This is a genomic window from Rhodanobacter ginsengiterrae, assembly GCF_050026815.1.
Lineage (GTDB): Bacteria > Pseudomonadota > Gammaproteobacteria > Xanthomonadales > Rhodanobacteraceae > Rhodanobacter > Rhodanobacter ginsengiterrae.
Window position 1 is genome coordinate 35,700 of record NZ_JALBWO010000031.1, and the last position, 23,520, is coordinate 59,219.

General features: G+C 66.7%; 18 protein-coding genes. 9 read left to right on the plus strand and 9 right to left on the minus strand.

What is annotated here, in order from left to right; translation table 11 throughout:
* Positions 1-78 precede the first annotated feature (78 nt).
* On the plus strand, positions 79-1,161 hold the full coding sequence (locus tag ACQGNJ_RS00355; protein WP_426687259.1) for a glycosyltransferase family 9 protein: 1,083 nt from the start codon (positions 79-81) through the stop codon (positions 1,159-1,161).
* 4 nt (positions 1,162-1,165) lie between these two features.
* Here ACQGNJ_RS00355 and ACQGNJ_RS00360 read toward each other — a convergent pair whose 3' ends face one another.
* The 8 genes from ACQGNJ_RS00360 to putA all read right to left on the minus strand — a co-directional run bounded on the left by ACQGNJ_RS00360 (position 1,166) and on the right by putA (position 16,099).
* Positions 1,166-4,600, minus strand: a complete 3,435-nt coding sequence (locus ACQGNJ_RS00360) for an ankyrin repeat domain-containing protein (RefSeq protein WP_426687260.1) — start codon at positions 4,598-4,600, stop codon at positions 1,166-1,168.
* Between the two features lie 82 nt (positions 4,601-4,682).
* On the minus strand, positions 4,683-4,976 hold the full coding sequence (locus ACQGNJ_RS00365; protein ID WP_426687280.1) for a YcgL domain-containing protein: 294 nt from the start codon (positions 4,974-4,976) through the stop codon (positions 4,683-4,685).
* Between the two features lie 93 nt (positions 4,977-5,069).
* On the minus strand, positions 5,070-6,482 hold the full coding sequence (locus ACQGNJ_RS00370; RefSeq protein ID WP_426687261.1) for a coniferyl aldehyde dehydrogenase: 1,413 nt from the start codon (positions 6,480-6,482) through the stop codon (positions 5,070-5,072).
* A 72-nt stretch (positions 6,483-6,554) separates the two neighbouring features.
* Entirely contained in the window at positions 6,555-9,062 is a 2,508-nt protein-coding gene (locus ACQGNJ_RS00375; protein WP_426687262.1) for a TonB-dependent receptor, read from the minus strand.
* 62 nt (positions 9,063-9,124) lie between these two features.
* Positions 9,125-10,279 carry an SO2930 family diheme c-type cytochrome gene (locus ACQGNJ_RS00380; protein WP_426687263.1) on the minus strand — a complete coding sequence of 385 codons (1,155 nt, stop codon included), beginning with the start codon at positions 10,277-10,279 and terminating at the stop codon, positions 9,125-9,127.
* Positions 10,280-10,299: 20 nt separating this feature from the next.
* Positions 10,300-11,535 carry a parallel beta-helix domain-containing protein gene (locus tag ACQGNJ_RS00385; protein ID WP_426687264.1) on the minus strand — a complete coding sequence of 412 codons (1,236 nt, stop codon included), beginning with the start codon at positions 11,533-11,535 and terminating at the stop codon, positions 10,300-10,302.
* A 128-nt stretch (positions 11,536-11,663) separates the two neighbouring features.
* Positions 11,664-12,746 carry an AraC family transcriptional regulator gene (locus ACQGNJ_RS00390; protein WP_426687265.1) on the minus strand — a complete coding sequence of 361 codons (1,083 nt, stop codon included), beginning with the start codon at positions 12,744-12,746 and terminating at the stop codon, positions 11,664-11,666.
* Positions 12,747-12,895: 149 nt separating this feature from the next.
* Positions 12,896-16,099, minus strand: coding sequence for a bifunctional proline dehydrogenase/L-glutamate gamma-semialdehyde dehydrogenase PutA (putA, locus tag ACQGNJ_RS00395; protein ID WP_426687266.1), 3,204 nt, complete (start codon positions 16,097-16,099; stop codon positions 12,896-12,898).
* 270 nt (positions 16,100-16,369) lie between these two features.
* Between putA and ACQGNJ_RS00400 the strand changes: the two genes are divergently transcribed.
* The 5 genes from ACQGNJ_RS00400 to ACQGNJ_RS00420 all read left to right on the plus strand — a co-directional run bounded on the left by ACQGNJ_RS00400 (position 16,370) and on the right by ACQGNJ_RS00420 (position 20,638).
* On the plus strand, positions 16,370-16,831 hold the full coding sequence (locus ACQGNJ_RS00400) for a DUF2244 domain-containing protein (protein WP_426687281.1): 462 nt from the start codon (positions 16,370-16,372) through the stop codon (positions 16,829-16,831).
* A complete protein-coding gene (gene coxB, locus ACQGNJ_RS00405; RefSeq protein ID WP_426687267.1) occupies positions 16,828-17,739 on the plus strand; it encodes a cytochrome c oxidase subunit II in 912 nt (303 codons plus the stop codon). Before ACQGNJ_RS00400 ends, coxB begins: the two co-directional genes overlap by 4 nt.
* A gap of 82 nt (positions 17,740-17,821) precedes the next feature.
* Positions 17,822-19,438: a cytochrome c oxidase subunit I gene (gene ctaD / locus ACQGNJ_RS00410; protein ID WP_426687268.1), complete on the plus strand. Its 1,617-nt coding sequence runs from the start codon at positions 17,822-17,824 to the stop codon at positions 19,436-19,438.
* Between the two features lie 58 nt (positions 19,439-19,496).
* Positions 19,497-19,640, plus strand: coding sequence for a hypothetical protein (locus tag ACQGNJ_RS00415; protein ID WP_426687269.1), 144 nt, complete (start codon positions 19,497-19,499; stop codon positions 19,638-19,640).
* Positions 19,641-19,750: 110 nt separating this feature from the next.
* Complete coding sequence (locus ACQGNJ_RS00420; protein ID WP_426687270.1) at positions 19,751-20,638, plus strand: cytochrome c oxidase subunit 3; 888 nt, start codon at positions 19,751-19,753, stop codon at positions 20,636-20,638.
* A gap of 116 nt (positions 20,639-20,754) precedes the next feature.
* On the opposite strand, the gene ACQGNJ_RS00425 is transcribed toward ACQGNJ_RS00420, so the two are convergent.
* The gene (locus ACQGNJ_RS00425) at positions 20,755-20,970 is read right to left on the minus strand and encodes a twin transmembrane helix small protein (RefSeq protein WP_426687282.1); all 216 of its coding nucleotides are present in this window, start codon (positions 20,968-20,970) and stop codon (positions 20,755-20,757) included.
* Between the two features lie 59 nt (positions 20,971-21,029).
* On the opposite strand from ACQGNJ_RS00425, the gene ACQGNJ_RS00430 reads away from it, so the two are divergent.
* Genes ACQGNJ_RS00430 through ACQGNJ_RS00440 form a run of 3 tightly spaced genes read left to right on the plus strand, consistent with a single transcriptional unit; the run spans position 21,030 to position 23,520 of the window.
* The gene (locus tag ACQGNJ_RS00430) at positions 21,030-21,788 is read left to right on the plus strand and encodes an SURF1 family protein (protein WP_426687271.1); all 759 of its coding nucleotides are present in this window, start codon (positions 21,030-21,032) and stop codon (positions 21,786-21,788) included.
* The gene (locus ACQGNJ_RS00435; protein WP_426687272.1) at positions 21,785-22,354 is read left to right on the plus strand and encodes a hypothetical protein; all 570 of its coding nucleotides are present in this window, start codon (positions 21,785-21,787) and stop codon (positions 22,352-22,354) included. The genes ACQGNJ_RS00430 and ACQGNJ_RS00435 overlap by 4 nt, the downstream gene beginning before the upstream one ends.
* A complete protein-coding gene (locus tag ACQGNJ_RS00440) occupies positions 22,354-23,520 on the plus strand; it encodes a COX15/CtaA family protein (RefSeq protein WP_426687273.1) in 1,167 nt (388 codons plus the stop codon). The genes ACQGNJ_RS00435 and ACQGNJ_RS00440 overlap by 1 nt, the downstream gene beginning before the upstream one ends.

A 23,520-nucleotide genomic window follows, 5' to 3' on the forward strand; every position in this document is an offset into this window, starting at 1 on the left:
GCGGGTGCTGCAGGGGGTCGTGAGAGAAAGATCGTGACCGCTGTCAACAGCTTGTCAGGCAGCGCGTTGCAAAGGTTCATGTCCATTCTTCCCGCCCCGCTCGTTATCCGCTTCGGCCGACTTGGCGACACGATTCTGCTGCAACCGTTGCTGCAGAAACTGCATCAGCGCTATGGCCGACCCTGCCAGCTGCTGGCGCTGGGCGACTGGCCTGCGGCGTTGTATGCGGGGCAACCGGAAGTGGGTGGATTCATCCGCTTGAATGCACAAGGCGGACCGTTGTGGCTGAGTCCGCAGCGGGTGGCGGCGACGCTCGCGTTGAGGGCATGGCGCCAGTCACCCGTGTATGTCTGCGAGCCCGCATACCGCACGCGCACCAAGATCCGTCCGATGCTGGCGTTGGCGGGCATATCGCCGCGCTACTGCAGCTTCATCGAGGATCTGCCGTCGGTCGAAGATGAGCATTGGGTGGACTGGCTGTGGCGCTTTGCCGACGTCACCCCGTCGGCGTTCGATGGCGTACCGTTGGCATCACTCACGCCGGGCGTGCCGGCGCCGCAGTTGCAGGTCAGTGCCGCCGAGCACGCCGATGCCGAGGCCTGGCGATGTGCGAACGGCATCGCTGGTACGCCGCTGGTGCTGTTGCAGCCAGCCAACAAGCGCACCATGCGCTGGAACGGCGTACGCAACGCTGATGATGACGACAAGTCCTGGCCGAGCGATCGCTGGGCCCGCGTCGCGCGGACGATTGTCGACGAACTGCCGCAGGCGCAGGTCCTGTTTTGCGGTTCGGCCGCCGAGGCGGGCTACCTCGATGCCCTGGTGGACGCTGCAGCTACCGCTTCATCACGGATCACCGCGGCCGCGCTGCCGCTGGGTCGCCTGAAGGCCTTGCTGGCAAGCGCCCACAGCATGGTGTCGGTGGATACCGGCCCTGCGCACCTGGCTGCCGCCGTGGGTTGTCCGCTGGTGGTGCTGATGGGTGGCCGCTCGCCACACTTGTGGAAACCGCGCAGCGCCAGCGGCAGTGCAGTGAGCTTGCTGGGAGGCCTGCCCGACGTGCGGCGGGTCGACCAGTTGCCAGTCGGGCAGGTCATCGATGCCTGGCGCAGCCTGCCGCAGCGCGCACTGCCGCCGCAGGTGCTAGCAGACTGCGCGTAAGCAGTCAGTCAGCCGGTTGCGCAGGCTGACGCAAGGTCTGCCGTACGCTGGGGATCGCGTTGCTGCGAGCGGCCAGTTCGTGGGCGATGTCGATGTAGCCGAGCTGGCGGGCGACTTCGGCGGCAGTGCGGCCGAAGGCATCGACCGCGTGGCGGTCGGCGCCGCGCGACAGCAGCACGCGCGCCGGCGGCAACAGCGCATGCATGGCACAGGCGTGCAGCGCGGTGACGCCGCGCTGGTCGGCATGCCCGACCCGCGCGCCGGCATCCAGCAGCAGCGGTACCAGCGCGCCGATGTGGGTGGCGTCGCAGCTGCTGCCTGGACGCAGTTGCGCGCCGAGCAACAGCAGCAGCGGCGTCTTGCCTTCGTTGTCGGCGTGGTTGATGTCGGCGCCGCGCTTGAGCAGGACGTCGAACAGGCGCCGCGCGCGCAGGCTGTCGTTGTGTTCGAAGCCGAACTGCGCGGCCGCATGCAGGGCGCTGCGGCCGGCACTGTCGACCGCCTGGATATCGGCACCGCCATCCAGCAGCTGTTCGGCGATCTCCGGATACCCCATCGCGGCGGCGGCCATCAACGCGGTGGCCTCGTTCGGCAGGCGCTGGTCGATGGCCACGTGGTGCTGCAGCAGCAAGGCGACCAGGGCTTCGCGACGCGCGGCGACCGCCGCGGCGAGTGGGGTGACGCCGCTGCGCGCGGCGAGCGTCGGATCGGCGGCAGCCTGCAGCAGGCAGGCCGCGATCTCGCGATGGCCGGCGCCACAGGCGTGCAGCAACGCGGTGGCGCCCTGATCGTCGCGGGTGTCCACGGCGAAGCCCAGTTCGAGAAGTCGCTGCACGCTGACCAGCGCGCCGGCCCGCGCGGCAGCGGGCAGATCCTCGGCACGCAGCGCGCGATTCGGCCGCGTCCAGTCGCGCCAGTCCAGCCAGCGTTCCACCGCCGGGTGTCCCAGCGCCAGGCCCAGCGGGGTTTCGCCATTCGCGTCGGTGGCTTCCGGGTCGGCGCCGTGGGCAATCAGCGCACGCACCAGCGGCAGCGCCTGCGCGCCATGTTCCAGCGCGGCGAACAGCGGCGTGCGGCAGTCGCGGTCACGGCTGTCGGGATCGCAGCCGCGCTCAAGCAGCGCCTGCAGCAAGCCCAGCTGGCCGTTGACGGCAGCCAGCTGCAGCGGGCTGCGCGCGCGGGCGTCCGGACCGAACGGATCGGCGCCACGTTCGAGCATCTGCTGCGGCAACGCGGCCGCCTGGGCGGCGCCGTTCAACTGCGCCAGCGCCTGCGCCAGCAGCCCGGCGCCGGCAGGGCTGGCACCGGCCTGCAGCAGATCGTCGAGCGCTTCGGTGGCATCGGGCAGGCGGGTCAGCAAGGCATCGAACAGGCGCTGACCCAACGGCGGAAGATGCGGTGCTTCGCCGGTGTCGGCATCGTCGATGCGCGGAACTTCCAGGCGCGCTTCGGCATCCAGCCCGTGGTCGAGCAGCCAGCGACGGCCGGCGGCGAGGCCGGGCGCGGCCAGATCCAGATAGAGCTGCGCCAGTTCGGCTTGCGGCCATTCGCGCACGCGCTCGCTGAAGCCGGAGACGACTGCCCAGTGGCCGAAGCGCAAGGCATCCAGCAGGTGTCCCGGGGTATCTGCGCCTTCGCCCAGCACATCCTGGCTGAGGCTGGCCGGCAGCGGCGTGTCCGGATCGAGCAGGGCGACCAGATCCCAGCGTCCGGCCGCGGCGGCATGATCGAGCGCGCTGCGCCCGTCGCTGCCGCTGGCTTTCGCGTCGGCGCCGAGCGCGAGCAGCGCCCGCACGGTGCCAGCGTCGGCATGGGGCGACTGGCAGGCCAGCGTGAGTGCATCGCGGCCGTGGCTGTCGCGCAGGCTGGCGTCGGCTTTCGACTCGGCCAGCAGTTGCACGATGGCGCCGGCGCCGGCACGCGCCGCTTCCATCAGCGCACTGCTGCCGCGCTGGTCGACCAGGTTCACATCGGCCCCGGCCGCGCACAACGCACGGGCGATCTGCTCGTGGCCTTCGGCGGCGGCGCCGAGCAGGGCATGCCGGTGGCGCGCGTCACACGCGTTCACCGCGGCGCGGTGTTTCAGCAGCAGCTTCACGCCTTCGACATCGTCGTCGGCGATGCTGCTGGCGGCGACCAGGGCCGGCTCGCCCTCGGCCAGCACCGGTTTGGCGCCATGTTCCAGCAGGAATTTCGCCAGCGGCCAGTTCGCCGCGCGGCAGGCCGTGGCCAGCGGGCTGATGCCGGCCTGGTTGAGGGCGTTGATCGGCGCGGCAGCATCCAGCAGCATCGCGGCCACGCCGGCGTCGGCGCTGAGCACGGCGCCATGCAGCGCGGTGTTGCCTTCGGCGTCGGTGACCAGCGGGCTGGCGCCATTGGCCAGCAGGGTCAGCACCGCTTCGGCGCGGCCGTGCCAGCTGTCGCGGGTGGCGGCCAGCAGCGGAGTGATGCCACCGCTGGAACGATTCACGTCGGCGCCCTTGGCGATCAGCGCGCGCAGCAGGCGCGTATCGGGCAACAAGGCGGCCAGCATCAGCACCGGACGCTGGTCACGGTCATCGGCCGTTGGTGCCGTATCCGGATCGGCGCCGACTTCAATCAGGGCCAGCGCCCGTTCGATATCGCCGTCACGCGTGGCGGCGAGCAGGGCGGCGGCCTGTTCCGGCGTGCCGGCGGTGCGTTCGACTTCGCTGAGGACCGGACGATGCCCTGCGCCGGGCGCAAGATCGGCCCGCCGCCGCGCATGCCGGCTCTCGCACAGCAACGCGCGCAGCGTGCGGTTGGCGATTACCAGACATCCGGCCGGCAGCAGCACGATGCCGTACAACGCCAGCGCCGCGATGCGCGGTTCGTCTGGCAGCACGCCGTACAGGCCGGTCAGCGCAACCGCGCCGAAGGCCAGCACCAGCAACGAGAACGCGACCGGAAGAAAGTGGCTGAAGAAGCGCTCTTCGCGCGACAGATGGCGGCCGAATGCGATGCTGCGCAAGGTGGCGGTGAATATCCACGAACCGTCACGCTGGCTCGGGTAGGCGTCGTCCCACAGGAACACCAGGCCGAACGCCGGCCACAGCCGCCACAGCGAGACCAGCGCCAGCACCAGCGCCGCGGCCAGCATCAGCGCGGCGCTGAGGCTGGGCGCGTGGGTCAGCTGCATCATCGGCCACGCGACAAGGATGAATACCAGCACCGTGTAACCGGTGAACATCACCAGGTGGGCGGCGCCGCGGCGCAGCACGGTACGCATGAACTGCGGCTCGGGGTCGAAGCCGATCGCATGGCACACCGCCGCCAGGGTCAGCGCGTTGGCCGCCAGCAGCGGGATCAGGGTCAGCGGATGGTTGACCAGGCCGGCGACGAGAACCGCCAGCAAACCGGGAAGGAACCAGGCCAGGGCTTGCAGGAAGGGCGGGCGGCGACGCGATTTGGGCTGGGTCATGGGCGGAGTATAGAAATCGTTGGATGTGCAGACGGTAACCAAGTGTTAACGCCGGCCAGAATCTTCGCCAAAGTCCGGCGCTTCAGTGGTCCCGATCATCCTGCGGGGAGTGCGTGTACGGCAGATGGTTGGCCGCGGCCAGTGTTTCATTCGGCGGCAACTGCAGATGCCAGCCCTGCTCGCGCAGGTGCGCGAGCACCTGCAGATTGTCCTCGACCGGCAGCTTGCGCTGCTCGTCGAGCTGCACTTCCATCACGAACCGCAATTCGCCCAGCAGCAGCACCAGTGATTCGGGAAGCTTGTCGAACGCATCGCGCTCGGCCAGCCACAGGTAGCTGTCAGCCTTGCGCAGGCTGGCGTAGACGAAACATGGCATCGCGAAACCCATCGGAGAGCACCGGGCCCGTCCCGGTATCGCATCGAGGGTAGCAGGTGCGCGGCCCGCGCGTGGCGGGCTGCCGTCACCGGTTCAACCGCGCTTCAACAACAGATCGAGCATGCGCCGGAAGCGCGCGCCGTAAGGCGGATTGAGCAGGCCGGCACCGTTGAGACGGGCCTGGCGGAATACCGGTTTCAGATGCGAGAACGTGCGGAAGCCGGCCTCGCCGTGATAGCCGCCCATGCCCGATGCGCCCACGCCACCGAACGGCAGGTTGTGCTGGGCGATGTGGTACAGCGTGTCGTTGATGCTGACACCGCCGGCATGGGTGCGTGCCAGCACGCGGTCGACCAGCGCCTGGTCGTGCTCGAACAGGTACAAGGCCAGCGGATGCGGGCGCGCGCGGACATGGGCGATCGCCTCGTCCAGGTTGTCGTACGGCACCAGCGGCAGCAGCGGGCCGAAGATCTCCTCGCGCATCACCGCCATGTCGTCGTCGACCCGGGTCAGCAATTGCGGCGGCAGCAGCCGGCGGGCCGGATCCTCGCTGGCCGCGCTGAGCGGATGCACCTGCGCACCCGCCGCCACCGCCGCGTCGCGCAGCCCGGTGAGGCGCAGGTACTGGCGATCGGAAACGATGCTGGCGTACTGCCTGCTGTCGCCCAGCGCGGGATACATCTGCGCCAGCGCCTTGCCGGCGGCCTCGATGAAGTGGGTCACCTGCGCCCGCGGCAACAGCACGTAGTCCGGCGCGATGCAGGTCTGCCCGGCATTGACCAGCTTGCCGAACACGATGCGCTCCACCGCATGGTCGAAGCGGGCACCGGGCCCGATGATCGCCGGCGATTTGCCGCCAAGCTCCAGCGTCACCGGGGTCAGGTTGGCCGCCGCGGCGCGCATCACGTGATGGCCCACCGCGGTGGACCCGGTAAACAGCAGGTGGTCGAACGGCAGCGCGGAGAATGCCTGCGCCACGGTGGCGTCGCCGTTCACCACCAGCACGTCGTCGGCGGCGAAATACCTGGCCATCTGCTCGGCGAACAACGCCGAGAAGCGCGGCGTGAATTCACTCATCTTCAGCATCGCGCGGTTGCCGGCCGCCAGCGCATCGACCAGCGGGCCGACGGCCAGGTACAGCGGGTAGTTCCACGGCACGATGATGCCGATCACGCCCAGCGGTTGTGGGCGCAGCTCGGTGCGCGCCGGCAGGAACAGCAGGTCGGCCAGGCGCCGACGCGGTTTCATCCAGCGCCGGCCGTGGCCGAGTGCGTGACGGATCGCCGACAGGCTGGGAAAGATTTCCAGCAGGTCGGTTTCCTCGGCCGGACGCTGGCCGAAGTCGGCGTTGATCGCGCTGGCGAACGCATCGCGCTGGTCGAGCAGCATCTTCTGCAGCGTGCGCAGACGCGCGGCGCGGGCGGCCCAGTCCGGCATCGGCTGGGCCCGCTGGGCCTCGCGCATCCGCTGCAGGGCAAGGGTGAGGTCGGGCGCGGAATCAGTCATGGGGACTACTCGTCAGAAGGCAGGCAGCATGCGCCGATGCGGCAGAAGTTCGCGTGAGGAGGGCCGCCGCGATCACAGCTTCGCGCGCAGCTCGATGCCCCACGTGCGTGGCGGCGTGATGCCCGCGTCAGCCGTGCCCAAGGGTGCGCCGGTATTGTCGACGCCGGTGACGTAGCGCTTGTCGAACAGGTTGCTGACGAACACGCCGACGCCCCAGTGATCGCCCGGCGCATTCCAGTCCAGCCGCATGTCGGTGCTCTGCCGTGACGTGCCGACCGGGAAGTTGGGACTGACCTGGCAGGTGCCCTGGAATCCCGAGCCGGCGTTGCAGCGTGTCTTGCCGCGGAAACCATAGGCGGCGTTGTAGACGAGACTGCCGTTGAAGACATCGGGCACGGTATAGCTGAGCGTGGCGGCGCCGGAGAAGAACGGCGTGCCGGTGGCCTGGCCGGACACGTTCTTGCCGTCCGTCGAGGTGTAATGCGTGTAGGTCGCATCGATGTAGGCACCGTTGAGACCCAGCCGCAGGTTGTCCAGCGGTATCCACTGCGCTTCGAACTCCAGCCCGTGGGCGTGCTGGTCGCTGGTGGTGACCACGTATTTCGGCACGCCGTTGCTGCCCGCCGGTGCTGGCTGCAAGGAGAGCCCCTGCAGGTTGTCGTAGGTGTAGTAGTAGCCGGTGACATTGAACAGCAGGTGCTGGTCGGGGAAGACGGTCTTGATTCCGCCTTCGTAGTTGGTCACGTGTTCGGGCGCGTAGGTGCCGCCGACCTGCTGGAAGTTGAAACCGCCGGCCTGATAGCCCTTGGTCACCGAACCATAGGCCATCACGTCCGGCGTGAAGTGATAGTCCAGCACCACGCGCGGGCTGATGTTGTGCCAGCTGCTGCGCCTTTGCGTGAGCACGTCGATCGGGCCGGCGGTGCCGGGAGTGAAGATCAGGTTCTGCCCGAATTCGGGCAGGACGAGACCTTCGAAAATCGGATTGCCTGACGGCGGCAACGCCGCCAGCACGCCATCGAGCTCGGGCGCATAACGCGTCGGGATGAACCAGCTGTACTGCTTCTGGTCGAGCGTGAAACGTGCGCCGGTGGTGAGGTTGAGCTTGTCGTTGAGGTGCCAGATCACGTCGCCAAACGCTGCGTACGAGGTGATCGTCTGGCCATTGCTGACCTGCTCGCTCCAGGGATTGCCGAGCAGCGAGGCCAGCTCCGGCATGCCCGAGACGAGGCTGTCGACCAGCGGCCAGCCCACCTGGCTGGCGAAATTGTTGAGGATCAGCGTGGTCACGGAATTGGTGTTGACGCCGACCCGGCTGGTCTGGTGGGACTTCTCCAGGTAGAAACTGCTGCCGGCGACCCAGTCGACCAGATCGGTGTTGCCCGACAGCTTGAACTCCTGGTACCAGCTGTTGCTGTGCTCGATGTTGGTGGTCGTGAGATAGGTGTTGTAGTTGTTGGTGCCGTCGTAGTCGCCCAGGTTGAACGTGTCGAAGTTGCGCCACGCCGTGGTGGAGGTGAGGCTGCCCCAGCTGAAGGAATGGTCCAGGGTCAGCGTGGCGCCGTCGAAACGGCGCGTTTCGGCGCCGCCGATGGCGTCGTTGTACAGCGGCGCATGCAGCGGGTTGAGGTAGCTCGCCGGATTGGCCGGGTACGGCGGTATCGTCATGCTGTCCAGCGGTGCCGGGAGTTGCGTGTAGCTCGACGGCGGAATCAGGCCGAACGACGGGTGCGGCGCCTGCTTGAGTTGCTCATGATCCCAGGCCAGCAGCACGCGGGTATCCGGGGTGATGTTCCAGCGGTAGACGGCGCGCGTGCCCCAGTCGTCGTTGCCACCGTAGTGCCGGCCACTGGCGGCGTCCTTGACCCAGCCGTCGCTCTGGTTGTCCAGCACGCTCACCCGCAGCGCCATGTCCTTGTTCAGCGGAACGTTGACCAGCGCGTCGCCGTAACGCTCGCCGAACGAGCCGTAGCGGAGCGTGGTCTTGGCCTCGAACTTGTCGCTCGGCTCGTTGGTGACGACCGAGATCGCACCGCCGGCGGAGTTTCGCCCGAACAAGGTGCCTTGCGGACCCTTCAGCACCTCGATCCGTGCGATGTCGTTGAAGGCCAGCAACGCGCCACCGGTACGCGCGGCATAGACGCCATCCACGTAGACGCCTACCGCGGATTCCGTGCCGGCACCGAAGCCGCTGCCACCGATGCCGCGCAACGAATACGACGGCTGGGTCGGCTGGTCGGCACCGACCACCAGCCCGGGCACGAAGATGTCCATCTTGCTGATGTCGGTCGCCGCCAGCGTCTGCACCTGCGCGGCGGTGATGATCTGCAGCGGGATCGGCACCGCCTGCATCTCCTGCGAGCGGCTCTGCGCCGTCACGACGACGTCGCCGAGCAGCTTGGCCTTGCTGGCGGCGGCAGGCGTCGCTGCAGTCGCAGTGGTGGTGCTGTTCGTGGCGGCGGCATCCTGCACCGCCGGCTCGCTGGCCAGGGCCAGCGCCGGACTGGCCAGCAGCAGGGCAGTGCCGCCACACAGCAGTCGGCGCAAGGCGGTGGTCAGTGGACGTTGCTCGATGGTCATGCCGTGCTCCCCATTGCATGGAATGGCCGCGACGCGTGGGCGCGGCTCTCGTGATTGACAGTTCAGTGCAACACGACGCAATGCCCCGGCAGCGCCGCGATCCACGCCTTGATCAGCGCCACGCCCTCGCGGTGCACGGTGCTGCGTCCGATTTCCGGCATCATCGTGCCCGGCAAGGTCGAGGACAGCCGGTACGGGATGATCGAGTCATCCGGCTTGCCCGGCACGATGTCGAAAAAGTGGTCGCCGGTACCCTGGCCGGCGGCGGTCGGCGGCTTGCAGATACCCAGTTGGTGATCGTCCGGCGTGCCGTGGATCAGCGACAGGCCGGTGGTGTTGGCCGCCCCGTTCGGGTTGTGGCAATGGCCGCAGTTGATGTCCAGGTAGGCGCGCGCACGCGCTTCCAGCGGCGCCCTGGGGTCTGCCCAGTTCACGTCGCGCGGCATCGTGGCCAGCGCCGGCGCGGCGCTCAGGTAACCGACCTGGATCAGGTGTTCCAGTTGATTCTGCTCGCCATCGGCGTAGTGGTAGTTCTTGTTGAGGTGTCGCGTCTTCGGGCCGATCGGATGCACCTTGCGGTCGATCCAGTCCTGCGCATGGCAACTGGCGCACTGGCTCTCGTCGGGCACCACGTAGTTGAAATCCTCGCGTGCCGGCGTGCCGGCGGGCGGTGCGACGTCGACCAGGGTCAGTGGCAGCACCGCGCCGGTGCGCGCCAGGGTGGCTTCGGTCTGCGCGTCGTTCCACACGTAGGGAAGCGCCGCCCAGCCGTCCTTGCGATGCACCAGAATGCGGGTCTCGATCAGGTGCACATGGGCGAGGTCGAGACCTTGTCCGGCGAAGTCGCGCGAGTAGTCGTCGCTGCGCGCGACCTCAGTGAACTTGCCGCCGGCTGCCCGCGGGTAATAGAACGTCTTGCTGATCACCGTGCCGACCGGAAAATCCAGCGTGTCTTCCGCTTCGTACTTCGCCGACACGCCCTTGGGCATCCAGATCGTGCGCAGCTTGTGCGCGTAGTCGGTGAACAGCGGCGTGTTGAGGTCATATGGCACCACGCCCTGGTTGAGCTGCAGCTTGCCGCCGCGCACCTCGACCACATGCCAGTCGCTGAGCTTCGGCGGCCGGCCATCGGCATGGAAGGCCACCGGTTGCGTGCCGCGTTGGCAGGCGGCCAGCGACAGCAGGGCGCATAGTGGCAGGACGAATTTCAGCAACACCTTCCGCATCTCGATCGGCCTCAAACCTTCGGTTCCGGACTCAGCACCACCGGTGGCAGTTTGGGCAGCGTGCACTCGAACGGTTTCATGTCCTTGTTCGGATTCTTGTAGTCATGCGGGCCATCGGCATTGATCACGCCGCTGACGTCGGCGAGGCAGATGCGGTCCGCTGCCGGCGGCAGGCCGTCGACCAGGTCCTTCGGATCGACGTACCCATCCCACAGCACATCCGGGAAGCTGCCGGTGAGGCCGTACATGGCGGTCTTCAGCGTCTTCAGCTTGATCCCGTCGGGTGAATTGCCGCCGCCCTTGAACCGGTTGCCATAGACGAAGATGCCCTTCGGGTACGGGTTGTAGGTCGATGCCACGCCGCGGGTGTTGTAGTAGTTGGTGGAGAAGTAGCTGGCGATGATGATGTTCGCCGTCTGGTTGTCGCTGATGTCGTTGTCGAAGATCTCGACCTTGTCGTTGGAGTTCACCACCACGCCCGAACCGGCCGGCACGCTGGCCACCGCCGCGCCCTTGGCCGCGAAATTGTCGGTGTCGTTGGCGAACACCTTGTTCTTGAACACGCGCGTGGCGCGGCCGGCCTGCGAGAGGTTGGGCATGTTGAAGACCAGGATGCCGCCGGTATTCCTGGTGGCCGTGTTCTCGTACACGTCGGCATTGACTGAATTCTCGATCTCGATGCCGGCAACGTTGTTCTCGGCCCGATTGCGCCGCACGATGATGTTGTGCGACTGGCCGACATAGATCCCGGCATCCGAGGCGCCGATCACCACCGAGTCCTCGATCAGCACGTTCTGCGTCTTGACCGGGTACAGGCCGTAAGCACCGTTGGTGGTCTTCGGACCATCGGTCCACTCGATGCGCACACCGTGGATGGTGATGTTCTTGCCCTGGTTGATCTTCAGCGCGTCGCCCTTGGTGTCCTCGATCGCCAGATTCTCGATGGTGAAGTCGCTGGCGTTGACCAGCAGGCCTTCGGGACCGACCAGTTGGCCCTTGAACGACAGCACGGTCTTGTCCATGCCGGCGCCCTTGATGGTGACGCCGTCGGTGCGCAGGCTGAGGCCGCGCTTGAGGTTGTAGTGACCGGCCGGAATGTTGATCACGCTGCCCGGCTTGGCGTCCAGCAACTGCTCCTGCAGCCGGGCTTCAAAACTGGCGTCGCCGGTGGTCTGCGGTGCCGGCTCGGACTTGCCGCAGCCAGCCAGTGCCGCGGCAATGGCCACCGTGATGAACAGTTTGCGCATGATCTTGGACTCCCCCGTTTGAACTGCATGCCGACAATGGCACCACTGTCGCCCAATCTACGCCGAAGGGGGAGGGCAAAATGGCCGGTCGACGGGGGGCAAACAGGTCAGCTGAACGGTGTCGACGCTCAGGCAGCCTTGCGGCGGGCGTCCTGTGGCGGCATGCCGGTCCAGCGCTTGAACGCGCGACGGAATTCGCGCGGGTCGTTGAAGCCCACCTCGCTGCCGATCTGCGCCACGCTGAGGGCGCTGGCCTGCAGCAATTGCAGCGCGCGTTCGGCGCGCACGCGGTCGTGGATCTCGCGAAAGATGCGCCCGCTTTCGGCCAGCTTGCGCCGCAGCGAGCGCTCGCTGAGGTTGAGTGTGCGGGCCACGTCGTTCAGGCGTGGCTGCTGCGCCAGCTGGCTGCGCAACAGCCGCTCCACCGCGGCGACGATTTCCTGGTGCGGCTCGCCGCCGTCGGGCGTGCGCTGCTGCGCGCACAAGGCCAGTGCCTGTTGCGCGGTCAGCGGGTTGTAGCCGGGCAGCGGTCGCGCCAGCCACCGGGTGTCGATCAGCAGCTGGTTGCGTGCGGCACCGAAGCGCACCTCGCAGCCGAACAAGTTTTCGTACTCCGCCGCATAGGCCGGCCGCGGATAGGCGAAGTCGGCGCGCACCGGACACAGTTCGGCACCGACCAGCTCGCGGGCAATCATCAGGCAGCTGGCGAACAACTCCTCGCAGAAGAACGGCATCAACTCGGTATCGCCAAAACGCGGCCACGCCAGCAGCGCCACCTCGCGTTCGCTCAACGGTTCGACCGCGACCTCCAGCAGGCAGCCGCAGATCTTGTGATGGGCGATGCCGGCGAACATCGCCTCGCCGAGAGTGCGCGAAGTCATCATCGCCAGGCCGAGCAGGCCGAAGCCGCCGATGGTGCCATCGCGACCGATACGCAGCCCGGCGTCGGGCACCTGCAGCGACTGCAGCGCGCGATGCACGAAGGTATGGGCCTGCCGGTAGGACACCCGCAGCGCCGGGTCGGCGATCTGCGCCCGGCTCAGCCCCAGTCCGGCGAACCACGGCCGGCTGTCGACGCCGGCGGCTTCGGCCAGTTGCGCCAGGTACAACAGTTTGTTTGGCGGAAATTCCGCGGCGGTATAACGCGGGTCATCACTGGCCAGGGTGGCCGGCGACGGGTTCAGGCCGATGTGGTCGGCGGGGCGTGCCATGGGGTTGTCGCTCCGGCGCATGCAGGCCGGCGGGGCCGGCGTTCGGCCCTCTTTCTACCACGCGTGCGCGCCGGGCAGCTTGCGCGATGCACAACACCGGCTGGCAGCGCAGTCGCCGCCCGGGCGACGGCCCGGACAGCGCTGCGGTGTCACTCGCCGATGGTCAGCAGCGAGGCGTTGCCGCCGGCCGCGGTGGTGTTGATGGTCAGCGTGCGTTCGCCGGCGAAGCGCAGCAGGTAGTGCGGGCCGCCGGCCTTGGGGCCGGTGCCGGACAGGCACTCGCCGCCGAACGGCTGCACCCCGACCACCGCACCGATCTGGTTGCGGTTGACGTAGCAGTTGCCGACGCGGGCGTGGCTGGCGATGTAGTCGACGGTGTCGTTGATGCGGCTGTGGACGCCGAGCGTGAGGCCATAGCCGGTGGCGTTGATCTGGTCGACGATCTGCTTCAGTTCGCGGCCCTTCCAGCGGATCACGTGCAGCACCGGGCCGAACACTTCGCGGGTCAGCGTGGCGAGCGAGGGGATTTCGTAGGCGCGCGGGGCGAAGAAGGTGCCGTGCGCGGTGAGTGCCGGATCCATGCTCACTTCGGCGATCTTCTTCGCTTCGCGGTCCATCCGTGCCGCGTGATCGACCAGGATCTTCAGCGCGTCCTCGTCGATCACCGGACCGACGTCGGTGGACAGCTGGCCGGGATCGCCCACTTTCAGCTCGGCCATCGCGCCTTTGAGCATGGCGAGCACCTTGTCGGCGATGTCTTCCTGCACGAACAGTACGCGCGCGGCCGAACAGCGCTGGCCGGCCGACTGGAAGGCCGAGGCGATCACGTCCTTGACGATCTGCTCGGGCAGGGCGGAGGAGTCGGCGATCATCGCGTTCTGGCCGCCGGTCTCGGCGACCAGCGCGGCGATCGGCGCATTGCGTGCAGCGAGCGCGCGGTTGATCGCCCAGGCGGTGTCGGTGGAGCCGGTGAAGGCGACGCCGGCCACGCGGGGATCTTTCGTCAGCGCGACACCGACGGTGGCGCCGTCACCGGGCAGGAACTGCAGCACGTCGGGCGGAACACCGGCTTCGTGCAGCAGTTTCACCGCGGCATGACCGATCAGCGAGGTCTGTTCGGCCGGCTTGGCGATGACGCTGTTGCCGGCGGCGAGCGCGGCGCTGACCTGGCCCAGGAAGATCGCCAGCGGGAAATTCCACGGGCTGATGCAGACGAACACGCCGCGGCCATTGAGGAACAGCTGGTTGCTCTCGCCGGTGGGGCCGGGCAACTGCTCGGGCTGGCCGAACAGGCGGCGCGCCATGGCCGCGTAGTAGCGCAGGAAGTCGGCGGCTTCGCGGATCTCGGCGATGGCGTCGGGCAGGCTCTTGCCCGCCTCGCGCACGCACAGCGCAATGAATTCGCCGTGGCGCGCTTCCAGCAGGTCGGCGGCGTGCTCGAGAATCGCGGCGCGGCTGGCGGCGGGCAGGCGGTCCCAGCCGAACTGGGCGCTGGCCGCGTTGCCCAGCGCCTTGTCGACGATGGCGCTGTCGGCGCTGACGTAGCTGCCCACGACCTGGCGGCGATCGGCCGGGTTGGTCACCTGCACGGTCGAGCCGCCGGCAGGGGCGCCGGGCACCAGCGGTGCGGCGGTCCACGGGCCGGCATTGGCGGCGACCGCGTCGGCCATCGCTTTCAGTTCGTTGTCGTTGGAGAAGTTGACGCCCATGGAGTTCTTCCGGGTTACCGAATTGGAATGCTGCGCAAGTGCGGCATTGTCGCCGTAGAGATTCACCGGCAGCGGAATGCGCGGGTGCGGGATCGAAGCGAAGGCGCGCACGGTCTCGCACGGGTCGGCGACCAGCTCGCGCACCGGCAGGCTCTCGTCCACCACGCGATTGACGAAGCTGGTGTTGGCGCCGTTCTCGAGCAGGCGGCGCACCAGGTATGGCAGCAGGTCCTCATGCGTACCGACCGGCGCGTACACGCGGCACGGCACGTTCAAGTTCTGCGGGCCGATCACCTCGGCGTACAGGTCGGTGCCCATGCCGTGCAGGCGCTGGAATTCGAACGGACGGCCATGCGCAAGATGGTGCACGGCGGCGATCGAGTGCGCGTTGTGAGTGGCAAACTGCGGATAGATCAGGTCGCTGCCGGCATCGAACAGCTTGCGCGCGCAGGCCAGGTAGGACACGTCGGTGTTCGGCTTGCGCGTATATACCGGGTAGCCGGCCAGACCGTTTTCCTGTGCGCGCTTGATCTCGGCGTCCCAGTAGGCGCCCTTCACCAGACGCACGTACCAGCGGCGGTTCGCGGCGCGCGCGGTTTCGATCAGCCAGTCGATCACGAACGGAGTGCGCTTGGCATACGCCTGCACCACGATGCCGAGGCCATTCCAGCCTTCCAGCGACGGGTGCGCGAAGACATCGCCGATGATGTCCAGCGACAGCTCCAGGCGCTCGGCTTCTTCGGCATCCACCGACAGCGCGATGCCGTGCTTCATCGCCAGCCGCGACAGTTCCAGCAGCTTTTCGGTGAGTTGGCGGCGGGCCAGCTCGCGCTTGGCCACTTCATAGCGAGGGTGCAGCGCGGAAAGCTTCACCGAGATCGACGGTGCGTCGGTGTGGTTGGCGAACGGGCCGCGCGCACCGATCGCGGCGATCGCGTCGCGGTAATCCTGCTGGTAGCGCTCCGCCGTTTCGCTGGTCAGCGCCGACTCGCCCAGCATGTCGTAGGAGTAGCGGTACACCGCGTATTCCTTCTTCGCGCAGCGATCGAGCGCCTCGTTGATGCTGCGGCCCATCACGAACTGGTGACCCATGATGCGCATCGCCTGGCGCACCGCCAGCCGGATCGCCGGCTCACCGGCACGGCCGACCAGCCGCTTCAGCGCGCCGCCGAAATCGTGGCGGGTGTCCTCGGCCAGATTCACCAGATGACCGGTAAGCATCAGGCCCCAGGTCGAGGCGTTGACGAACAGCGATTCGCTCTGGCCCAGGTGCTTCTTCCAGTCGGCCTCGCCCAGCTTGTCGCGGATCAGCTTGTCGGCGGTGGCCTTGTCCGGAATGCGCAGCAGCGCCTCGGCCACGCACATCAGCAGCACCCCTTCCTCGGAGGAGAGGTCGTACTGGCGCATGAAGGATTCCACCGCACTCTGGTCTTTCGCGCGTGCGCGCACGCGGCTGACCAGGCCGGCGGCCACATCGATCACCTGTTCGCGTTCGGTGGGCGGCAGACTGGCCTGGACCAGCAGGTCATTCACCGCTTCGGTTTCGTCGCGCAGCCAGGCAGCGGTGATGCGCGCACGCGCGGGCGTGCAGTCAACGGGGAGTTCGGGGCTGAGGATGGGCTGGGTCACGGGTCCGCTTGCCATGATCCGCTCGGGGGCGGAGGGAAGCGCGGGATTGTACGCTGGCGAGGGCCGGATGGGGGTGTCGCCGCAGCGCTCGCAGACCTTGCCACGAGGACTTTGTGTCCGGTTCCGCACCCGCCCGGAGGTCTTGCCTGGAGAGCTGATCCAGGTCAACGGGGTGCGACATTCTTGCCCGTTGCGCCGCCGCGGCCTATCATTCCCGCGTTCCAGGCACGCCGGATCCCCATGATCGTGCTTCGACCAGCTACCGCCGGCTTGCCCTGCGTGACGATGTGGCTCAAGCCCAATCGCACGCTCAGCCGGCGCGGCTTGCGTCGATTGATCGTGGTTCTGGTGGCTCTGGTGCTGATGACGGCTGGACTGGGATCGTGGCAGGGGAATGTGTTCGCTCCGCTGTTTGCCCTGGTTGAATCCGCCGCCGTGGCCTTCGCCTTGAGCGTGGCCTGGCGGGCCGGCGACCGTAGTGAGCGCATCACTCTCGACGACGTGTCGCTGGAGGTGCAATCGCTGCCAGGCCGGCGCTGCGTGCGTTTCCAGTCCAGCTGGGTACGCGTGCTGCTGGAGCCGGGCAACGGGCGCCAGCGGCTGCTGTTGGCATCGCATGGACGCGAACTGGAGATCGGCGTTTTTCTGGCGGAACAGGAACGCGTCGCGCTGTCGAAGAAACTCATGGTGTTGCTGGCCGAACTCAACCAGCCGCGCAAGCAGGTTCAACAAAGGTGCAAGACATGACATCTGGCGGCATCAGGCGATCATTCACGGCAGCGGCGGCTCTCGCCCTTGCGTCGTTCGGCAGCGTGGCCCTGGCCGCCCCCGGTCCGTGGCAATTGAACATGGAGCGCGGTTCGAGCACCTGGTCGCAGGTGCCGTACCACCTCAACAACATCTCGCTGGCCGTGTGCACCGTGATCGGCGTGCTGGTGTTCGGCGCGATGTTCATCGCGATGTTCCGCTTTCGCAAATCGCGCGGCGCGGTGGCGGAGAAGTGGTCGCACAACACCATGGTGGAAGTCATCTGGACCACCATTCCGGTGCTGATCCTGATCACCCTGGCCTACCTCGCCACCGGTGGCCTCACCAGCTGGGCCGACACCACCGGTTCGCAGATGACCGTCAAGGTCACCGGCTACCAGTGGAAGTGGCGCTACGACTACGTCGACTACATGGGCAAGTCGATCGACAAGGTCGGCTTCATGTCCAAGCTGGACACGCAGAGCGACCAGACCCGCCAGCTCGGTTCGGGCATGGATCCTTATGCGGTCAAGGTCGGCGACGAAAATACCTACCTGCTGAATGTCGACAAGCCGCTGGTGGTGCCGGTCGACACCAAGATCCGCTTCGTGATCACCAGCGGCGACGTGATCCACTCCTGGTGGGTGCCGGCGACCGGCTGGAAGATCGACGCGATCCCCGGAATCATCAATGCCGCGTGGGCGAACTTCACCACGCCGGGCACCTATCGCGGCCAGTGCGCCGAGCTGTGCGGCCAGGATCACGGCTTCATGCCGATTGTGGTGGTGGTGAAGTCCAAGGCCGATTTCGCCAAGTGGCTGGCCGAGCAGGAGACGCCGTCCGCGGCACCTGCCGCGGCGCCGCAAACCGCACAAGTTGCCGCTCCGGTCGGTGGCAAGCAGGGCTGAGCTGAGCCCTCGCAAGTCGCCGGTGTCGGCACACATTCTTTTCGCAGTCGCATTCCATATTTCAGGTTAGAGGTGCAAGGCCATGTCCTACGCAGCCACCCATGATCACCACGATGATCACCACGGCGCGCCGAAGAATTTCTTCCAGCGCTGGGTCATGTCCACCAACCACAAGGACATCGGTACGCTGTACCTGGTCTTCGCGCTGACGATGTTCTTCATCGGCGGCAGCTTCGCGATGCTGATCCGCGCCGAGCTGTTCAAGCCGGGCCTGCAGCTGATGCAGCCGTACTTCTTCAACCAGCTGACCACGATGCATGCGCTGGTGATGATCTTCGGCGCGATCATGCCGGCCTTCGTCGGCCTGGGTAACTGGATGATCCCGCTGATGGTCGGCGCGCCGGACATGGCGCTGCCGCGGATGAACAACCTGTCGTTCTGGATCCTGCCGTTCGCCTTCATCCTGATGCTGTCCACCCTGTTCATGCCCGGCGGTGGCCCGGCCGGTGGCTGGACCATGTATCCGCCGCTGGCGTTGCAGAGCGATTCGCTGGCCTACGTGGTGTTCGCGATCCACCTGATGGGCATCAGCTCGATCATGGGCGCGATCAACATCATCGCCACCATCCTCAACATGCGCGCCCCCGGCATGGATCTGCTGAAGATGCCGGTGTTCGTGTGGAGCTGGCTGATCACCGCCTTCCTGCTGATCGCGGTGATGCCGGTGCTGGCCGGCGCGGTCACCATGCTGCTGACCGACAAGTACTTCGGCACCAACTTCTTCAACCCGGGCGGCGGCGGTGACCCGGTGCTGTACCAGCATATCTTCTGGTTCTTCGGGCATCCGGAGGTCTACATCATGATCCTGCCGGCGTTCGGCATCATCTCCGAGGTAGTGCCGACCTTCGCCCGCAAGCCGATCTTCGGCTACAAGGCGATGGTGTTCGCGATCGCCTGCATCGCCTTCCTGTCGTTCATCGTGTGGGCGCACCACATGTTCGCGGTGGGCCTGCCGTTGGGCGCCGAGATCTTCTTCATGTACGCCACCATGCTGATTTCGGTGCCGACCGGCGTGAAGGTGTTCAACTGGGTCGCCACCATGTGGGGCGGCTCGATGACCTTCGAGACGCCGATGCTGTTCTCGCTGGCGTTCATCATCCTGTTCACCATCGGCGGCTTCTCCGGCCTGATGCTGGCGCTGGTGCCGGCGGACTTCCAGTATCACGACACCTACTTCGTGGTCGCGCACTTCCACTACGTGCTGGTGACCGGCGCGCTGTTCGCGATCATCTCGGCGGCGTACTACTGGATGCCGAAGTGGACCGGCAACATGTACAGCGAGTTCTGGGGCAAGGTGCATTTCTGGAACAGCGTGATCTGGGTCAACGTGCTGTTCTTCCCGCAGCACTTCCTGGGCCTGGCCGGCATGCCGCGCCGCATCCCCGACTACAACGTCGCGTTTGCCAACTTCAACATGATCAGCTCGATCGGCGGCTTCCTGTTCGGCGCCACCCAGCTGATCTTCATCGGCGTGCTGATCCATTGCGCGTTCTTCTCGAAGAAGAAGGCCACCGACCGCGTGTGGGAAGGTGCCAAGGGCCTGGAGTGGACCGTGCCGTCGCCGGCACCGCATCACACCTTCGAGGTGCCGCCGGTGATCAACGACGACGAGCTGGCGCACGGTCACGTGAACGACTGATGGTTTTCGCGGCGTCCCGGCCACCGGCGCGGGATGCCGCACAGGAATGTGCAGGAACATGAATCAACCCATGACGAATCATCCGCCCGCCGACGGCGACGACCAGCGCCGCAAGGGCGTGCGGCGCACCGTGACGGTCCTTGTGGCGATCGTGGCGTTCTTCTTCCTGATCTCGTTCGTGCAGATAGTGTTGATGAAATAGTCGAACGCGGTTGCTACAGAAATTCACCGGTTCGCTGCGGCGACCGGCACGCAGTTCCCCGGGCGGCATGACGGGGTAGAGCCATCAAGAGAAATCCACGGGGTTACACCATGGGTCAGCAGCACGACGCTTACTTCGTACCGGCCAAGAGCTACTGGCCGATTGTGGCCGCGGTGGTCATGTTCACCACCGTGTTCGGTGCCGCGCACTGGCTGAATGCCGCGCCCGGCGAGGCTGGCTTCGGCAGGACCGTCTTGACCGTCGGCGTGATCGGCATTCTGGCCATGTTCTTCGGCTGGTTCCGTTCGGTCATCCGCGAATCGCTGGCAGGCAGCTACAACCATCAAGTCGACACATCGTTCCGCATGGGCATGATGTGGTTCATCTTCTCCGAAGTGATGTTCTTCGGTGCGTTTTTCGGCGCGCTGTTCTACATCCGCATGTTTTCCGTGCCGTGGCTGGGCGGCGAAGGTCATGGCGTGCTGACCCACCAGTTCCTGTGGAGCGATTACGCGGCCGCCTGGGGCGCCAACGGCGGCAACGGCCCGCAACAGATCGGTGGTGCGTTCCACACCGTGCCGGCCTGGGGCCTGCCGCTGATCAACACGATGATCCTGCTGACCTCCAGCGTGACCGTGACGATCGCGCACCATGCGCTGCGCGCGGGTCATCGCGGCAAGATCCTGCTGTTCCTGGGCCTGACCGTGCTGCTCGGCGCCACCTTCCTGTACTTCCAGGCCCACGAGTACATGGAGGCCTACCGCGAGCTAAACCTGACCCTGCACAGCGGCGTCTATGGCTCGACCTTCTTCATGCTGACCGGCTTCCACGGCCTGCACGTGACCCTGGGCACGATCATGCTGGCGGTGATCTGGTTCCGCGTGCTGGCGGGTCACTTCAACAAGGAGCACCACTTCGGTTTCGAAGCCGTGGCCTGGTATTGGCACTTCGTCGATGTGGTCTGGCTCGGCCTGTTCATGTTCGTCTACATTTTGTAGTTGGGCGCGAGATCCTTCTCGCGGAGAGACCGGACAACAAAAAACCCGCCATCGGCGGGTTTTTTGTTGCTGCTGGATCGGCGCCGGCGGGCGGGGCGGCGGCACAACCGCTACAATTACTGGCCGACGTCGTGTGGGTGGATCCAGCCCATCTTCCAGCCGACGATCACCATGGCGATCAGCAGCAGTGACAGGCCGATGCGGCGGGTCAATGCCCACACGGTGCGTCGGTCGTCATCCTGATCCTTCATCATGAAGAACAGCGCCTGGCCGAGGCTGAAGATCACCACCAGCAGCACCACGACCAGCGCAATTTTATAGATGGTTTCCACGTGATTGATCCGATCCAGTTCGACATGACCAGTATAGCGGTCGCTGGCAGGTGTCCGGCGTGAGCGGTTTTCGCCGTCCGTCATGGTGGGCGCTGCTGCTGACCGTGGCCGGAGCCTTGCTGTTCGTGCGTTTGGGCGTCTGGCAGCTGCACCGCGCCGACTTCAAGGAAGCGCTTCTGCGGCGGTATGCCGCGGCCGCCACGGCGCCGTTGCAGGACTTCTCGCAGCTGCCTGCCGTGCCACCGACAGACAGCTACGCACGGGTGCGGGTGAGCGGTCACTACCTGGCTGACCGGCTGTACCTGCTGGACAACCCGAAACACGATGGCATGGGCGGAGTGGAAGTGTTCGCGCCGCTGGCACGGAGCGCCGACTCGCGGCTGCTGCTGGTCGACCTCGGTTTCCTGCCCGGCAACGGCAATGGCAAGCCACCGCAGTTGCCGGCCCTGCCCACCGGCGAAGTGACCGTGCACGGTCTTTATCTGCCACCGCCGCCGGTGGGTTTCGAGATGGGTGGAAATGCGTTGGCGCAGCAGACGCGCTGGCCGAAGAGCACGATCTTCCTGGACCCGGCCGAAGTGTCCCGCGATCTGGGCCGGCCGCTCTATCCGCATCTGCTGACGCTGGATCCGGATCCGGCGTCGATCTACGTGCGCGTGCACACCCTCGACTTTTCCTCGATGCCGCCTGCGCGACATCGTGCCTATGCCTTCCAGTGGTTCACCTTCGCGTTGGCCGCGCTGGTGATCCTGCTGGTCGTGCATCGCAAGCGCAAACCGCGCCCATCCGATTCCGCCAAGGTTGATGACGTCCGATGAAAGCTGCCGATCCCGCCGCCGTGCGCAAGAGCCGAATCTTCCTGATGCTGATCGCGCTGGTCTTTGCCACGCCGATGATCGTCGCCGGCCTGCTCAGCTGGGCCGGCTGGATGCCGGGTACCAAGGGCAATGGCGAAGCGATCATGCCGCAGCGCAATTTTGTCAGCGAGCAACTGCGTGTGCAGCTGGCCGACGGCAAGCCCTATGCCTGGCGCGACAGCGAGCCGCGGCTGACCCTGATCGCGCTGGCTGGTCCCGACTGTGCCGCGCACTGCCTGGCCACGCTGACCAGCATGGCCGCGGCACGGGTCACCTTGAACCGCAACCAGTCGCGCCTGCGCCTGCTCTACCTGGGCAACCCGCCGGCCGACGATGTGCATGACGGCATGCGCAACTACTGGCTGCTCGGCTCGGACGTCGACGGCAAGCTGGCCAGCTATCGGCCATCCACGCCGGACAGCGTGAGCGCGCTGCTGGTGGAATCCAACGGCACCGCCTTGTCGCTGTACCCGGCGGGCTTTGATCCGTCGGGCTTGCGCAAGGATCTGCAGAAGGTGATCAAGTGATGTCGCCGCGTGGCTTGCGCTGGCTGGCGGTGTTCGCGACCGTGTTCGCGTTCGGCCTGGTGATGTTCGGTGCGTTCGTGCGGCTGTCCAACGCCGGTCTGTCGTGTCCGGACTGGCCGACCTGCTACGGCCAGGTCACCTGGCCGCAGCATGCGCAGGCGGTCGCCCACGCGGACGCCACGTTTCCTGACCGACCGTACGAGGCGCACAAGGCGTGGCGCGAGCAGGTACACCGGTTCTTCGCCGGCACCCTCGGTGTGCTGGTGCTGGTGCTGGCGCTGATCGCCAGCTGGCGTCGGCGTGCCGCACTGCTGGCCGTCTGCGCCGGCGCCTTGTTTGCGGCTGTCGGCGTGGGTTTGTACATGCGGGGCGAGCATCTGTGGTCGTCGTTGCTGGCCGCCTGTGCGATCGCGCTGCCCACGATCGCCGCGATCCGCTTGCCGCGTCAGGGTGCGTGGAAGATCTGCGTGCTGGCGCTGGCGGTGATCATCTTCCAGGCGATGCTGGGCATGTGGACGGTCACCTTGCTGCTCAAGCCGGTGGTGGTGATGGGCCACCTGCTGGGCGGCATGACCACCTTCGCGCTGCTGGCCTGGGCCGCCTTGCGCTTTGCCGGCGTGGCGGCCGCGGACAATCGCCTCGCCAGCCTGCGCCGCTGGGTGGCGATCGGCATCGTCTTGCTGTTCTGCCAGATCGCCCTGGGCGGCTGGACCTCGGCGAACTACGCGGCGCTGGCCTGCGGCTACGGCCCCGGCTCGTTCCCGCAATGTCTGAACCAGTGGACGCCACCTACCGATTTCCACCAGGGTTTCGTGCTGTGGCGTGGCATCGGCGTGAACTATGAAGGCGGCGTGCTCGACATGGCCGCACGCAGCGCGATCCAGATCGCGCATCGGATCGGCGCGTTGGTGGTGTTCTGCTACCTCGGCTGGCTTTCGGTCACCGCGGCGCGGCGCGGCTTGCGCCTGGCCGGCCTGGCGATTGCCCTGGCGCTGGCCCTGCAGGTGATGCTGGGCATCAGCAACGTCTATTTCGGCCTGCCGCTGCCGGTGGCGACCGCCCACAATGGTGGCGCAGCGCTGCTGCTGTTCACCCTGCTGGCCACGTTGGCGCGCACGCAGCGCCGGCATGATGATCCGATGTTCCTGTCGTTGGGGCGACACTGA